Origin of the sequence: Grimontia sp. NTOU-MAR1 (genome assembly GCF_035758505.1) — a bacterium.
GTDB lineage: Bacteria > Pseudomonadota > Gammaproteobacteria > Enterobacterales > Vibrionaceae > Enterovibrio > Enterovibrio marinus.
The window spans coordinates 1,491,594-1,505,490 of sequence record NZ_CP142108.1 but is presented as its reverse complement, the minus strand read 5'-3'; the positions used below and the strand labels follow the sequence as shown (position 1 = coordinate 1,505,490).

Genomic DNA, 13,897 nt, shown 5'->3' with positions numbered 1-13,897 from the left:
GAAGATTAACTCCGACGGTTAAGATGTCGCTCCCGTGTCTCCAGTTTCTTTTCCTGACTCTTTTTAATCATCACATAGACTGCGCCCGTACCACCTTGATGACGCTGGGCGGAGTGGAAACATTGCACGTCAGTGATCTGTTCCAGCCACTGGCAGACATAGCTTTTCATCATGGCGGGAGGGTTAGAGCGTTCGCCTTTTCCGTGCACAATGATCACCGAGCGAATGTCCATGCGTTGGCATTGTTTCAGAAAGCGCAGGATTTCATCTCTGGCATCTTTCAGGGTGTATTTGTGCAGGTCCAGTCGGGCATGAATGTCATATTTACCCAGACGAAGTTTTCGAAACACGCCATCCTGAACACCAGGGCGCTTGAAAGCAACGATATCTTCAGGCTTGAGCATCTTGGCGTAATCAATGGAAAGATACTCAGGATCACCCTCAGAGAGGCTTTGAGCCGCAAGCTGACGTGCCAGCTGGGCTTCAGTCGGTTTATGTGATTGTTGGGAGTTATCGACCGTATCGTGCTTGATAGGCGCGACATCTGCCATCATCTCCCGAAATAAGTCGAACTCGTTGTTGCCGTTCATAGTCGTTACGGGTTGTTGGAGCATGGTTTGAGTATAACGGCAAACAATTCGGAGGTCTCGTAGGAAGTGAATAACGCAATTGTTCAAAGGGTTACAAAGGGAAATAATACGAAAAAGCCCCGCATTGCTGCAAGGCTTTGAAGAGTGGTCGGTGAAGAGGGATTCGAGCGGGGCGGCCTTCCGTACCCGACCCATCATGCGGAACGCATGAACGTTTGCGGACGTAAAATGAAACAGATAAGAAAAAGCCTCGCATTGCTGCGAGGCTTCGAAGAGTGGTCGGTGAAGAGGGATTCGAACCCCCGACCCTCTGGTCCCAAACCAGATGCGCTACCAAACTGCGCTATTCACCGAACATATATTTTGTATCTTGAGATTCCGTTGTTAGAGGGTGACCCTCTGGTCCGCTATTCTCAAGAGCCGGATGCGCCATCAAACTGCGCTATTCACCGACAATATTGCTCAAGCTTATCGCTCAAGTCTTGAAAAGTGGTCGGTGAAGAGGGATTCGAACCCCCGACCCTCTGGTCCCAAACCAGATGCGCTACCAAACTGCGCTATTCACCGAACATATGTTTTGTATCTTGAGATTCGGCTATTAGAGGGTGACCCTCTGGTCCGCTATTCTCAAGAGCCGGATGCGCCATCAAACTGCGCTATTTACCGACGATATTACTCAAGCGTATTGCTCAAGATTTGAAAGAGTGGTCGGTGAAGAGGGATTCGAACCCCCGACCCTCTAGTCCCAAACCAGATGCGCTACCAAACTGCGCTATTCACCGAGCATGTATTTTGTGTCTTGAGATTTCGCTATTAGAGGGTGGCCCTCTGGTCCGCTATTCACTAGAGCCGGATGCGCCATCAAACTGCGCTAATTACCGACAATGCTGATTCGCTGTGCGTCTCAGAGGTTGGTTATATTACTCATCCACGCTTAAGACACAAGTGTTTTATCAGGATTTTTGCGTGGTACGAACCGTTCGCTCAAAGGATCACCAATCCAGAATAAATTGCGACAACACACACACTTGAATTGTCACGTGCCACTAACACGAGCTTCACTTGATCTGGATCATCGTTGATTCTTTCACCAATTGGCAACCTAGTCTTAACGTTCACAGACATAGGAAGCACAAAAATGGAATTCTGGTTAGACCTACTTTTCGGCAACGCAATTGGCCTCTCCTCAATGATCGTCATTTTTGTTGCATTGGGCATGATTAGCTTCATGGCGGGGTTCTTTGTCTACAAGGCGATGAAAGAGCCAGGAACACAATAATTCCCTTAAACCAGTTAAATGTAGACTTGGTTGCTTACGCCGAAGGCAGCAACGCACTTCGGCTTCTTTTTATTCCTCTAATGAGAGCAGCAATCCGCTGCTACAAACCTTCCAATTGTGCTCTTTTCCTCATCGTGTATGCGGTAAACTACTCCAGATTCTGGCTTTACCGCAGTAAGGAAAAAGGTATGAGAAAGTCCATTGTTATCTGGTTTATTCTGTTGTTTCTGGTCTCAATGATTGTGACTCAGGTACTGGTGAGCGGCTGATCTAGCCGCTCATGGAATCGCCGGAATTTCGCAATCAACCTTTTCACCCTGCGTTAAGAGTTTTACGTCGAAACCGGCTTTTTCCAGCAGCGTCAGCACACCTTCTTTGCCATAAAGATGCAGTGCTCCGACAACCATGACGTAATTTCCTTTGTTAAATCGCGATTTGTCAGTGAGAGCTTCCAGCCAGTTGTGGTTACGCTCATCAATCAGTTGACGTTCGAACTCTCCTGCGCCGCTCATGACCGTTACCATTTCTTCCATTTTCGCACCGTCACCATACTGCCAGGCATCAATCAGACAGGGCATAAACTCTTTGGAGAGTTCCCAGTAATCCAGAGTGTCTGTCAGTAGCTCCAAACCATCCTTATCTGCATCGGCCAGTAGGTCGACTTGCTGTTGTACGGTTTCCAGTGGGATCACGGGTACAGAATGCTTCTGGCTTCGAGAGAGGAAATAAAGGTCAATGCCCAGCAGTTGTTGCAATTCCAACTTGTTGATTTGGTATAGCTGGAGTGCCATGGCTGCTTGCCAGGGAGGAAGATTAAGCAGCACGTTTGATGGTGTGCCAGTCTCTGCTGCGATTTCCTCAAGTGTTTCTTTCTGGGCGTTTGTCAGGTACGAGGCGGAAGGTTTTCCTTTGGGAATGGAAATAGATTTATCGTTGATGATATCGGCTTCTACGATAAGACCATCGGCAGATTCGAATCTACTGATCATGATCTCGGGAAGAGGGTAGAACTCCGGCTTGCCAGCGTGTACAGAGCCCATGATAGTAAAGGAAAGGTCGCTTTTTTGCGCTTGCCAGACTTGAGGGGCAGCAAAAGATAATGCGCTAAAAAGCAGCGAGAAAAGCAGGGTAGTAATGCGGTACATGAAGCCTCCATACTGTTGAAATTCCAGTATGGAGGCTTCACCATCAATTGTCAGTCTTTGTTGTGGCTGTTAAAGACGATTGTCATGCCGCTTTTCGAGAAGCCAACGACATCATATGGGTCTTTCTGGTCGCCATATTCCATGCCCGGTGAACCCACTGGCATCCCTGGTACTGCAAGACCGGCCAGCTTTGGTTTTTGCTCAAGGAAGGCTTTTACATCGCTTGCTGGGATGTGCCCTTCAAACAGGTAACCGTCGATAACAGTAGTGTGGCACGAAGCGAGCTCTGGCTTGATACCAAGCTTCATCTTAATTGGGTTCATGTTCACATGGTCTTCGGACTTCATTTCAAAGCCGTTATCTTCCATGTGCTTTACCCACTCTTTACAGCAACCACAATACGGAGATTTGTAAGTCACACCAGAAGCAGCAAACACGCTGGTGGATAGCAGCGCAAACGACAGTGCAGCAAGTTTAGATTTCATCATTTTCTCCTTGATGTTATCCCCGTGCGATGAAACCAACCCGGGGCGAATGCCTGTTGCGTAGTCGCAAACAGCGTTAAATTAGACGGCGTTTAATTTTTCTTTTCCGCCAGCCAGAACCACCAGATGATGGCTCCGATCAGTCCAAACCCAACAAGATTAACCAACATGGTTTCCTCCTTGAGGTGGTTTAAACCAGCGCAGTCGGTTGGCATTACTCACGACAGTAATCGACGAGAAAGCCATGGCCGCGCCAGCAACAACTGGACTCAGCAGTGCGCCGGTGAGGGGATATAACACACCCGCAGCAATCGGAATACCCAGAGAATTGTAAACAAATGCACCAAAGAGATTTTCCTTCATATTGCGAAGGGTTGCTTTGGACAGTGTTAGCCCATCAGTGGCGGCATCAATTGAGTGACGCATCAGCGTCATCTGGGCGCTTTCAATGGCTACATCACTGCCGCTGCCTATCGCAATCCCAACTTCAGCTTTGGCCAGTGCTGGCGCATCATTAATGCCATCACCAATCATGGCGACTTTTTTGCCTTCGCTTTGCAGGCGAGTGACTACATCCGCTTTACCGTCTGGCAAAACCCCTGCAATCACATTCTCAATCCCGGCCAGTTTGGCAATGGCATTGGCCGTATCCGGGTGATCACCGGTGAGCATCACCACCTCATAGCCCAAAGCCTTTAGACGTTTTACTGCGCTGGCAGAATCTGAACGCAATGGGTCGCTGATACCAATAAGACCAAGAAGCTCAGTGCGTGTTGCCAGATATACAGCGGTTTCCCCGCGTTCTGCTTGTTGCTTGGCGGCAGCCTGGCCGTCTTCCACCGCAATGCCTTTTTCAGCCATCAGGCGGGCGTTACCCAGAAAATAAGTGTCGCCATCAATGTTGGCACTCAGACCTTTTCCTGGAATACCTTCAAAGCTCGATACTGATGCAAGGGCAATGTCTTTACCTTTTGCTGCATCCAGCACAGCTTTTGCCAGTGGCTGTTCAGAGCCCTGTTCAAGGCTTGCTGCGATACGTAACAACTCCTCTTCTGGCAGTGCAAGGCTAATAATCGACGTCACTTGCGGCTTACCTTCGGTCAGCGTACCGGTTTTATCCAGTACCACAGTGTCGACCGACGCTGCATGTTGCAATGCCTCTGCATCACGAATAAGCACACCAAGCTCAGCCGCACGACCAACGCCAGTTGTGACAGACATTGGCGTTGCCAAACCAAGCGCACAAGGACAGGCGATGATCAGCACAGTGGTCGCGGTGACCAGCATAAAGCTGAGCTTCGGATCAGGCCCAAAGTTGTACCAGCCAAGCGCTGTCAGAATGGCAATGATCATAACGGTCGGGACAAATATGGCCGAGATAGAATCCGCCATGCGTGCCAGCGCCGGTTTGCTGCTTTGTGCCTGACGCACCAACTGAATAATCCTTGACAGCATGGTATCGCTACCGATGCCGGTGGCTTTAAACAGTAGACTACCGTTTTGGTTCACGGTACCGGCATGCAGCGTTTCCCCTGAGGTTTTGCGTACGGCAAGCGGCTCGCCAGTCAGCATGGATTCATCGACATAGCTTTCGCCGTCTTCAACCACACCATCAACCGGAATTTTTGAGCCGGGTTTCACCCTGAGCATCATGCCTGCTTGCACGGCTGCCAGTGGAACTTCTCGCTCCTGACCGTTTTCAACGACCAGTGCGGTTGGTGGTTGTAGGTCGAGTAAGTGATCCAGCGCTTTAGATGTCGAGGCCCGCGCTTTGGCTTCAATAGCATGACCGAGCGTCACCAAGCCCAGAATCATGGCTGTGGCTTCGAAGTACACATGACGCGCTTGTGCAGGGAAAAGGTCTGGCGCAAACACCACGGCAACAGAGTAAAGCCAGGCAGATCCCGTACCCAAAGCGACTAAGGTATCCATGGTCGCGCGATGATGGCGTGCCGCTTTCACAGCATTCACGAAGAAATGTTTACCCGCGGTGCACAGAAGTGCGAAGGTCAGAAGGCCGATGATGCCCCAGCCGATCTGGCTAGTGGTGCTTTCAATGGTCATTGAACCGCCGAGCAGTCCCCATGCCATCAGTGGTGCACCTAAGCCCAGAGATAACCAAGTGTTGCGTTTGTGTTCTGCAAGTTGTGCGGCATGCATGGCTGACTGACGCTCACGGCGAGTCTCTTCGCTTTCGCTCACTTCTGCGCCATAGCCTGCGGCTTCTACCGCTCTGATGATGACGTCGGCGTCGGCTTCTCCGGACACTAACGCAGTGCGCTCAGCCAAGTTTACGTTGACCGCCATTACACCGGTTACACCTTTTATCGCGCCTTCTACGGATGACACACAGCTCGCGCAGGTCATGCCGGAAAGAATAAATTGCAGGGAAGCTGAATTTGAACTCAACGGCGGTTCGGAAGGAGTATCATCGAGCGCAACTTCTGGCGCTGCTGTGATTTCAGCCACGTGTGTGGTTTCGCTCTGGGTTTCTGCAACCTGATAACCCGTAGCATCGACGATGGCTGTCAATTCTTCCCGTGTCAGTGCGCTGTTGATGGTAGCTTCGGTCTTAGTCACATCAGCAAGAAAAACCTTTGGTGAAGCTTCAAAAGCGGCTTTCAGTTTGGCAACACAGCGTCCGCAGCTGAGCCCTGCCAAAGGAAGTGCCGTGGTCGTTCCCACCTGATAACCCAGTGATTCAACTGCACTGATAACGGCACTTAAAGGCGCATCTGCGTTGATCGTTAGGGAGGTCTTGTCGGCTTCTACCACTGACACACCTTCGATAGGCTCGACGGCATTTTTCACCTTACGCGCACAACCCATGCAGTTAAGTCCTGACAAGGGGAGCGTGATAAATGTGGCGGCTTCTTTGCCTTCCTCACGAGTGTTCAGTTCTGTATCTGTCATTTCGATACCTATAAATCTACTTGCGGTCTCAGGTATGGACTGTTCATAATTCCGTAGAATAAACCTTCCATCAACTGTAAGGTCAAGCGTGAGTTTTAGACGGGGAGTGAGGCATGAAAATCAATGAAATTGCCAAGGCGACAGGACTGACACCAAAGACGATTCGCTTCTACGAACAAAAGGGGATCATTAGTGAACCTGCACGCCTGGAGAATGGTTATCGGGCTTATGGTCAAAAGCACATTAATGAGTTGCAAATGATCCGTCGTTCGCGCTTGGTGGGCTTTAGCTTGGAAGAGTGTCAGACGCTATTGGGTATGTCGCGAAACCCTAACCGTCGAAGTGCGGATGTAAAGCAAAAGGCGTTGGAGAAAATCGCAGAGATAGACGACAAAATAAAAGAACTTCAGGCCATGAAAAAGTCATTGAAATCATTGGCGAGCACCTGCCCGGGTAACGACAGCGCCTGTTGTCCAATCATCGAAGCTTTGTCCTCGGCTGATGGGAAATAAAAAAGCGCCGGAGCGCTTTTTAAAATGGGAAATCAGTAGAGTAGCGAATATAACTGTCGGCGGTAACGGCTGGCAATCTCGTTGCCCTGACCCAATGCAGCCAGAATATCCATCATGGTCTTTTTCGCGTCACCATCGGCAAAGTTCAGGTCTTTGCGCAGTAGGCCAATCAACAGTTCCAAGGCTTCTTCCTGACGATTGACCTGGCTGTATTGGATAGCTAATTCGTAGGCCAGATCTTTATTGTCCGCATCGGCCTCAAAGGCCGCCTGCAGTTCACGAATTTCAGGGGTGTCGGCAGCTTGCTTGTGAAGCTCTACTTTTGCCATCAGGGCTTTATACTGTGCATCCTGATCCTGCATTAACACCTTAGCGAGCAACGCTTCCGCATCGTCGAACTGCTGCGCTTCAACATAGCACTCAGCAACCGCAAGCTTGTGTGCGCCTGTATCGCCTAATGCTGCTTCAACAGTTTTCAGCAATGGTAGTGCTTCGGTATGTTTACCTTCAGCAATTAACGCCAGCGCTTGCTTAAAGGTCATTTCATCCTGGCTTGGAAGATGACGAACCAGCATTTCACGCACGGTATCTTCAGTCTGTGGTCCGGCAATGCCGTCGACAGGCTGGCCATTGCTAAACAGGGCAATAGTAGGCAGTGCTCGCACACCAAACTGGGAAGCCAGCATCTGCTGCTGTTCGCAGTTAAGCAAGGCCAGCGTAAATGCGCCTGCATATTCGTGTGCCAGTTTTTCCAGCGCCGGAACAATCTCGGTGCTCTCAGGACTCATTTGGGCCCAAAAGAGGATCAGGACAGGAGTTTCAACGGAGCCTTCCAGGATTTGCTGAAAGTTCTGCTCGTTAAGTTCAACAATATAATTTGGTTGCATAGTATTGCCTGAGCGTTAGAAGTTCTTTGGTGTAAAGGTGGGGGGAGCAGTTTGAAAATTCAAGGCATTATCCGCTAAAGCGCCGATAAATATTAAATATTGCTGGATCAAATCACTGATCTTTTGATCCTGTTAACTAACGAAAAAGGCCACTGAGTTTCCAGTGGCCTTCATTCTTTTTGCGCTCGTCGATGTGAAACGCTGACTTAAAACACAAGCAAAATTGCCAGCGTTACACTCAAACAGAGCCAGTTCAATTGACTTAAGGACATAGTCCGGCTCCTTTTGGGGTATTTGTTCTTTTTGTATCCCTGTTCACGGCCTGATCCGACACGCATCACATCGAAGTGGAAGTTGGGGGGCAGGTGTTTCACGGTACATGAGAGAGAATAACGCGGTTTTATGACAGAAAAATGAACGCGGAAATAAAGTTTTAACGTCACGATTTTGAGACTAATTGGGCATAAATTGCCCGGAATGTTTCTTTTTGCGAGTAGAGCAGGGATTTTACCTACCCTTCGCAAGAATTTTATCGAGTGTTTTTGAAGGCAGAAGACGTTTACACCAGGCCATGTAATGGGTTGGTTTGGTGACCCGGTATCGGACTTTAGGCTCTTCCGCGGTTAGCGCATGAATCAAAGGATCGATAATTGATTCTGAAGGCAGTGTGTATTTGTTGGTGGAGTTCTCGCTTTCCATTCGATCTCGCTGGGCGAGGTAATCTCTCTTAAAGCGACTGCTTTCGATATCAATGAAACGGTAAAACGCCTCCAGTGCATTAGCGCGGAAACGGGTTTCAATCGGACCAGGTTCAATCAAGCTGATTTTTACCGGGGTGCCTGCGAGTTCTAAACGAAGAGTATCTGTCCAACCTTCAACAGCAAATTTACTGGCGTTATATGCGCCGCGGAATTTCAGTGCGACGAAACCGAGAACGGAACTGTTCTGAACAATACGACCTTTGCCGTTAGCCATCATCATCGGAATCACGGCTTGTGTCAGCGTGTGCCAGCCAAAGAAGTTGGTTTCAAATTGCTTTCTCAATGCATCGGTCGGTAGGTCTTCAAGTGCACCAGGCTGGCCATATGCGCCATTGTTAAACAGGCCCAATAGCTTTCCATCCGTGAGTGATCTGACTTCTTCTACGGCGCTAAGAATGCTGTTGTTGTCGGCAAGGTCCAGGTGAATGCAAGTGAGTCCTTCCTTTGCAAGACGCTCGACGTCCTCCAGTTTCCGGCATGATGCAATCACTTCAAATCCCTGCTTTGCCAGTGCATGGGCACAGACATAGCCGATGCCGGTCGAGCACCCTGTCATCAATACGGCGTTTTTCATTTTTGTTTTATCCTTGCTCTTTTATGTGTGGCAGCATCTGTGTTGCCATAAATTCAGCGATCCAAGGCTGAGCGATTTCTTTGGGGTGCAAACCATCTGCCATCATCCAGCCTTTGGTCAAAACGATCTTCTCCATGAAGAACGGAATGAGTGGAATTTGCATTTCTTTACTTAATTCCGGATAGATATCAGCAAAAGCCTTGCTGTATCTTTGACCATAGTTGGGTGGGATCTGGATCTGCATTAGCATGACTTGCGCACCGTTTTCCTGGCTTAAACTGATCAATTCAGACAAGTTGTTGCGTATCTGCTTGGGTGGAAAGCCTCGCAGTCCATCGTTAGCACCCAGTTCAATCAGTACATAGTCAGGTGAGTACTGTTCCAGCAGGGCTGGGAGTCTGTCGAGACTGTTTCCAGAAGTATCACCTGAAATACTGGCATTGACGACGGAAGTGATCTTGCTGATTTCCGTCAGCTTAGGTTCAATCAGGCTAGGCCAGCTTTTCTCGATCGCCATTTGGTAACCGGCACTAAGGCTATCACCTAGAACAAGAAGCGTCTGCGATGCTGCGCTGTGACTGACAATCAAAAGACAAAAAGAAAGGATACGAATCATGACAACTCCAGTGATCAGGGCCAGTAACGTCTCAAAAATAGTGACGACGAATGCACAGTCTCTGACCATTCTGCAGGATGTTTCCCTTCAGGTCGAGCAGGGCGAAAGTATTGCTTTAGTTGGGGTTTCTGGTGCAGGGAAATCAACCCTTATGACATTACTCGCCGGATTGGATACGCCATCAGCCGGTGAAATCGAACTTCTGGGTAAGCCATTGAGCCAGCTTGATGATGATGCGCGTGCTGCGCTTCGTGCCGACTCCATCGGTTTTGTGTTCCAAAGTTTCTTGCTGGTACCCTCCCTCACGGCGTTAGAAAATGTGCTTCTTCCTTGCACCATACGAGGTGATGATGAAGATGAAGAAAGGGCATTGGAGCTTCTGGCGTCGGTCGGACTAAAAGGGCGTGAAACTCACCTTCCTTCACAGCTTTCTGGTGGTGAGCAACAACGTGTGGCGATTGCCCGCGCCTTTATGACACGTCCTAATGTCCTGTTTGCAGATGAACCCACAGGTAATCTTGACCAGCATACTGCTGCTAAGGTTATCGACCTACTTTTTTCACTCAACCGCGATCACGGTACTACCCTCATTCTGGTCACCCATGACCCGGCATTGGCAGAGAAATGCAATCGCACCCTGCATCTCAACGCGGGCGAATTGGCGGGGGCTGCATGAGGAAAAGTCTTGTCTGGCGCTGGGCTTGGCGCGAACTCTTCCACGGACAGCTTTGGCCTGTCGTTGCTGCACTGGCGCTGATCATCGCCTGTGTGTTTGCATTGTCTGCACTGGCAGGACGCATTGAATCTGTGCTCACCCAGCAAGGCCGTTCCATGTTGGCGGCTGATTTGGTGCTTCGAAGTAACCAGCCTCTGGCACCGCAAACACTGCAGAATTTTGACAGCATTGATGTTGAGCGCTCTGACCAAACGCGTTTTGGCACCATGGCATTTAGTGACAATGAAATGCAGCTCATCAGCGTGAAAGCGGTAGAGAGTAACTACCCGCTCCGTGGCGCTTTGGAGCTTGAAAGTGCGGATGCTATCCAAGACAGCGTCAAACCCGGTGAACTTTGGCTGGAAGAACGCCTGTTCACGCTACTTGACGTGGGCTTGGGCGACAAAATTGATGTCGGTGATTTAACCCTGACAGTTAGCGGTAAAATCATTTCTGAGCCTGAACTGTCCTTCAATCCGTTCAGTCAAATGCCGGCGGCGATGATGCACCTGAGCGATGTCTCTGCTGCAGGAGTCGTGCGTCCGGGAAGTCGTGTGAGTTACCGCTATTTCTTCCGTGGTGAAAGCAGTGACCTTGAAGCAGTAAAGACCGCTTACACGCCGATCGACGGACAACGCTGGATCGATGAAAACACCGGAGATCGGACGGGCGACATGCTGGATAGAAGCCGCGGTTACCTCTCTTTAACAGTGGTGTTGGTCATCATTATGGCCGCGGCGACCTTACTCCTGACTTGTCAGCACTATGTGGATAGTCGCACCCAGACACTTGCCATGGTGAAAAGCCTTGGTGCGCAGCGCAGTTGGGTTAGACGTTGGCTCGGTAGACAGCTTCTGATGTTGATGTTGATGGCAATCGTGCTTGGCCTGGGATTCGGTGCGGCGCTTGAATATCTCCTACGGTTACCGCTGGTAGATGTGCTGCCGTCACCCTTACCGAGCTATGGTTATCTGCCTTGGGTGCTTGGCCCTATGGTTGCTCTGCTGGTGGCACTGCCAGCACTCGGTATTCCATTGATCCGGTTGATTGAAGCGCCTGCTATGAGTGTGTTGCAGGAACAAAGCGCAGTACGCGAGAGGAAGAATCCCTGGAGCTGGTTACTAGCGGCAGTGCCAATCCTTGCGTTGGTGGCATGGTCTTATGATAACCGTTTGCTTTGGCTGGTATTGGCGGCCTTAGTGGTGATGCTCAGCCTTCTGGCGGCGATTGGCGTTATGGTGCTGAAAGTCGCGCAGAAACGCGTTAAACAGCCTGCATTCAAACTGGCGCTCAGTCGAATAACACGAAATCCGGCATCAAGTGGCGCGCAGCTTGGCGCGCTGGCAACGTCATTCATGCTGCTTTCGATTATCTGGTTGCTCCGTACCGACTTACTTGATGACTGGCAGCAAACCCTGCCACAAAATGCACCAAACGTGTTCGCGTTGAACATTGCGAAAAGCGAGTTGGATGATTACGTCAGCAGTCTTGACGCGAACAATCTGGAACGTTCAGAGGCTTATCCCATTATCCGCGGTCGTTTGGTTGGCCTGAATGGTCAGCGTTATGCTGAGCTGACCCCAGACAGGGAAGAGCGGGATGAAGCGCTTCGCCGCGAGCTCAACTTCACCTGGCGCGACACCTTGCCAACTCATAATGAGTTGTTGGAAGGTTCATGGCCAAGTGAAGGTGGCGTGTCTGTGGAATCTGGCATTGCAGAAAGGCTGGGACTTCGCCTTGGTGATGAGCTGACGTTTAACGTTAACAGCCAGGAATTTACGGCGGAAGTGAACTCGATTCGTGATGTGGAATGGCGCAATATGAAGCCCAATTTCTACTTCATCTTTGACCCGGCTTTGGTGGAGAACTTACCTGCAAACTGGTTGGTAAGTTTCCGACTGGAAAATAGTCAGAGCGATATCCTCAACCAACTGGGACGTGATTACCAAACGGTGACCTTGCTGGATCTACGCACCATGAGCGGAAGAATACAGGTGATCCTCAAACAAGTAAGCCTGTCGCTGTCAGTATTGGCGGGATTGGCGGTAGCCAGTGGTTTATTGCTCTTGCTGACACTGCTTCGGATTACACTTGCCGAACGTCAGCGTGAAATCATGCTTTACCGGACGCTCGGGGCGAGCAAAAAGCGCATCAACACCACGCTTTGGGCTGAATACGGCATTATGGCGCTGGTATCAGGCTGTATGGCTGTTGGTGGTGCAGAACTTGCTATGGCTGGTCTATTGAAGTGGGGCGTTGAGCTACCGGTTCGTTTGCATCCGGAGGTCTGGCTGAGCTTACCGACATTGGCTGTCGGACTGGTCTTCCTGACAGTAGCCTGGATGCTTCGTGGGCTGTTAGAGCCATTGAAGCGTTGATGCTTTCAACGACCGATAAGAGCACGCTTAATGCGTGCTCATTTTTTCATCTCTATTGCACCAAATTCTCAAGTGCAGGTTGTAGTGTTTCGTAGGAGAAGTTAAACCCACTTTCCTGGAGGGCTACAGGTATCACTCTTTGGCTGTCGAGCAAGAGTTGAGATGCCTCACCTAATGCAAGTTTTATGGCAATCTCTGGAGTGAAAAGAAAGTGTGGCCGTTGAAGAGAGGTCGCCAGCGCCAAGCTGAATTCCTTGTTGGTCACTGGTGTCGGTGCAGTGAAGTTGAAGTCGCCTTTCAGGCTTTCGTTGTTGAGCAAGTGAATGATCCCATTGGTCATATCTTCAAGATGAATCCATGGGAAGAACTGTTTTCCTTTTCCAATTGGACCACCAAGCCCTAATTTGTAAGGTAGTAACATCTTCTTCAGAGCGCCTCCCGTCGTGCTCAAAACAACGCCTGTCCGGAGAATACAGACTCGTGTCGATCGAGTGGCAGTTGCGCGTCTGGCAATTTTTTCCCAATTGGCACAAACCAAGTGGGCAAAATCGTTGGAATCAACCTTAAGGGACTCATCGATTTCTTTATCTCCCTGATTACTGTAATAGCCAACAGCAGAGCCACTGATAAAGGTGTGTGGAGGGGAGTCGGATTCAAGAATTTTCTTTACGATTTGCTCTGTTAATCCCCACCTACTGGAGCAGATAAGTCCTTTTTGTTTTTCTGACCAACGCTTATCGACGATGGGCTCTCCTGCCAAGTTGATAATGGCGTCTATATAATCAAAGCTATCGAGCGCATCAAGAGATTCAATGCTTTGAACACGGCTGGGTAAAAGTGAAGCTGCTTTTTTAGCAGACCGCGTTAAAACGGTGACATCATGATCTTCAAGTTTATTGATGAGTGCCCGCCCAATAAGGCCTGTACCGCCAGTAATCAGAATATTCATAAAGCGCAATCTTCTTTCCGGAACTAAAGGGTATAGATTCAGTATGCATTCAAATGGTTAATTGATCAGCCCAATGACTATCGCTATGCAGAA

At 49.7% G+C, this 13,897-nt stretch carries 12 protein-coding genes and 3 tRNA genes; 4 read left to right on the top strand and 11 right to left on the bottom strand.

Annotated elements, in window-relative coordinates; genetic code table 11:
• Window positions 1-5: 5 nt before the first annotated feature.
• The 4 genes from smrA to VP504_RS06895 all read right to left on the bottom strand — a co-directional run bounded on the left by smrA (window position 6) and on the right by VP504_RS06895 (window position 1,372).
• Window positions 6-590, bottom strand: coding sequence for a DNA endonuclease SmrA (gene smrA / locus VP504_RS06910; protein WP_325893560.1), 585 nt, complete (start codon window positions 588-590; stop codon window positions 6-8).
• Window positions 591-866: 276 nt separating this feature from the next.
• Window positions 867-943, bottom strand: a tRNA-Pro gene (locus VP504_RS06905).
• Between the two features lie 137 nt (window positions 944-1,080).
• Window positions 1,081-1,157: transfer RNA gene (locus VP504_RS06900), tRNA-Pro, on the bottom strand.
• Between the two features lie 138 nt (window positions 1,158-1,295).
• Window positions 1,296-1,372: transfer RNA gene (locus tag VP504_RS06895), tRNA-Pro, on the bottom strand.
• Window positions 1,373-1,728: 356 nt separating this feature from the next.
• Between VP504_RS06895 and VP504_RS06890 the strand changes: the two genes are divergently transcribed.
• A complete protein-coding gene (locus VP504_RS06890; protein ID WP_002541291.1) occupies window positions 1,729-1,869 on the top strand; it encodes a DUF3149 domain-containing protein in 141 nt (46 codons plus the stop codon).
• A gap of 278 nt (window positions 1,870-2,147) precedes the next feature.
• Here the strand turns inward: VP504_RS06890 and VP504_RS06885 are convergent, their stop codons facing one another.
• From VP504_RS06885 to VP504_RS06875, 3 genes are all read right to left on the bottom strand, one after another.
• Window positions 2,148-3,014: a TraB/GumN family protein gene (locus VP504_RS06885; RefSeq protein ID WP_325893559.1), complete on the bottom strand. Its 867-nt coding sequence runs from the start codon at window positions 3,012-3,014 to the stop codon at window positions 2,148-2,150.
• Window positions 3,015-3,064: 50 nt separating this feature from the next.
• The gene (locus VP504_RS06880; protein ID WP_325894000.1) at window positions 3,065-3,499 is read right to left on the bottom strand and encodes a DUF411 domain-containing protein; all 435 of its coding nucleotides are present in this window, start codon (window positions 3,497-3,499) and stop codon (window positions 3,065-3,067) included.
• 159 nt (window positions 3,500-3,658) lie between these two features.
• Entirely contained in the window at window positions 3,659-6,412 is a 2,754-nt protein-coding gene (locus VP504_RS06875) for a heavy metal translocating P-type ATPase (RefSeq protein ID WP_442788899.1), read from the bottom strand.
• Between the two features lie 113 nt (window positions 6,413-6,525).
• Between VP504_RS06875 and cueR the strand changes: the two genes are divergently transcribed.
• The gene (gene cueR, locus VP504_RS06870; RefSeq protein ID WP_325893558.1) at window positions 6,526-6,924 is read left to right on the top strand and encodes a Cu(I)-responsive transcriptional regulator; all 399 of its coding nucleotides are present in this window, start codon (window positions 6,526-6,528) and stop codon (window positions 6,922-6,924) included.
• A 32-nt stretch (window positions 6,925-6,956) separates the two neighbouring features.
• On the opposite strand, the gene VP504_RS06865 is transcribed toward cueR, so the two are convergent.
• From VP504_RS06865 to VP504_RS06855, 3 genes are all read right to left on the bottom strand, one after another.
• On the bottom strand, window positions 6,957-7,811 hold the full coding sequence (locus tag VP504_RS06865; protein WP_325893556.1) for a co-chaperone YbbN: 855 nt from the start codon (window positions 7,809-7,811) through the stop codon (window positions 6,957-6,959).
• A 507-nt stretch (window positions 7,812-8,318) separates the two neighbouring features.
• Complete coding sequence (locus tag VP504_RS06860) at window positions 8,319-9,146, bottom strand: SDR family oxidoreductase (protein WP_062711949.1); 828 nt, start codon at window positions 9,144-9,146, stop codon at window positions 8,319-8,321.
• A 7-nt stretch (window positions 9,147-9,153) separates the two neighbouring features.
• The gene (locus VP504_RS06855) at window positions 9,154-9,762 is read right to left on the bottom strand and encodes an arylesterase (RefSeq protein ID WP_325893555.1); all 609 of its coding nucleotides are present in this window, start codon (window positions 9,760-9,762) and stop codon (window positions 9,154-9,156) included.
• On the opposite strand from VP504_RS06855, the gene VP504_RS06850 reads away from it, so the two are divergent.
• Together VP504_RS06850 and VP504_RS06845 are read left to right on the top strand one after the other, a co-directional pair.
• A complete protein-coding gene (locus tag VP504_RS06850) occupies window positions 9,761-10,438 on the top strand; it encodes an ABC transporter ATP-binding protein (protein WP_062711956.1) in 678 nt (225 codons plus the stop codon). The two genes, VP504_RS06855 and VP504_RS06850, sit on opposite strands and share 2 nt — an antisense overlap.
• Window positions 10,435-12,855, top strand: a complete 2,421-nt coding sequence (locus VP504_RS06845; protein WP_325893554.1) for an ABC transporter permease — start codon at window positions 10,435-10,437, stop codon at window positions 12,853-12,855. Before VP504_RS06850 ends, VP504_RS06845 begins: the two co-directional genes overlap by 4 nt.
• Window positions 12,856-12,907: 52 nt before the next feature.
• Here the strand turns inward: VP504_RS06845 and VP504_RS06840 are convergent, their stop codons facing one another.
• Window positions 12,908-13,804 carry a TIGR01777 family oxidoreductase gene (locus VP504_RS06840; protein WP_062711962.1) on the bottom strand — a complete coding sequence of 299 codons (897 nt, stop codon included), beginning with the start codon at window positions 13,802-13,804 and terminating at the stop codon, window positions 12,908-12,910.
• Window positions 13,805-13,897: the final 93 nt, after the last annotated feature.

Excerpts from the sequence above, each read along its gene's own strand:
- VP504_RS06880 (WP_325894000.1), bottom strand. The coding sequence starts at position 3,499 with ATGAAATCTAAACTTGCTGCACTGTCGTTTGCGCTGCTATCCACCAGC.
- VP504_RS06860 (WP_062711949.1), bottom strand. The coding sequence starts at position 9,146 with ATGAAAAACGCCGTATTGATGACAGGGTGCTCGACCGGCATCGGCTAT.
- cueR (WP_325893558.1), top strand. The coding sequence starts at position 6,526 with ATGAAAATCAATGAAATTGCCAAGGCGACAGGACTGACACCAAAGACG.
- VP504_RS06875 (WP_442788899.1), bottom strand. The coding sequence starts at position 6,412 with ATGACAGATACAGAACTGAACACTCGTGAGGAAGGCAAAGAAGCCGCC.
- VP504_RS06855 (WP_325893555.1), bottom strand. The coding sequence starts at position 9,762 with ATGATTCGTATCCTTTCTTTTTGTCTTTTGATTGTCAGTCACAGCGCA.
- smrA (WP_325893560.1), bottom strand. The coding sequence starts at position 590 with ATGAACGGCAACAACGAGTTCGACTTATTTCGGGAGATGATGGCAGAT.
- VP504_RS06840 (WP_062711962.1), bottom strand. The coding sequence starts at position 13,804 with ATGAATATTCTGATTACTGGCGGTACAGGCCTTATTGGGCGGGCACTC.
- VP504_RS06850 (WP_062711956.1), top strand. The coding sequence starts at position 9,761 with ATGACAACTCCAGTGATCAGGGCCAGTAACGTCTCAAAAATAGTGACG.
- VP504_RS06865 (WP_325893556.1), bottom strand. The coding sequence starts at position 7,811 with ATGCAACCAAATTATATTGTTGAACTTAACGAGCAGAACTTTCAGCAA.
- VP504_RS06845 (WP_325893554.1), top strand. The coding sequence starts at position 10,435 with ATGAGGAAAAGTCTTGTCTGGCGCTGGGCTTGGCGCGAACTCTTCCAC.
- VP504_RS06890 (WP_002541291.1), top strand. The coding sequence starts at position 1,729 with ATGGAATTCTGGTTAGACCTACTTTTCGGCAACGCAATTGGCCTCTCC.
- VP504_RS06885 (WP_325893559.1), bottom strand. The coding sequence starts at position 3,014 with ATGTACCGCATTACTACCCTGCTTTTCTCGCTGCTTTTTAGCGCATTA.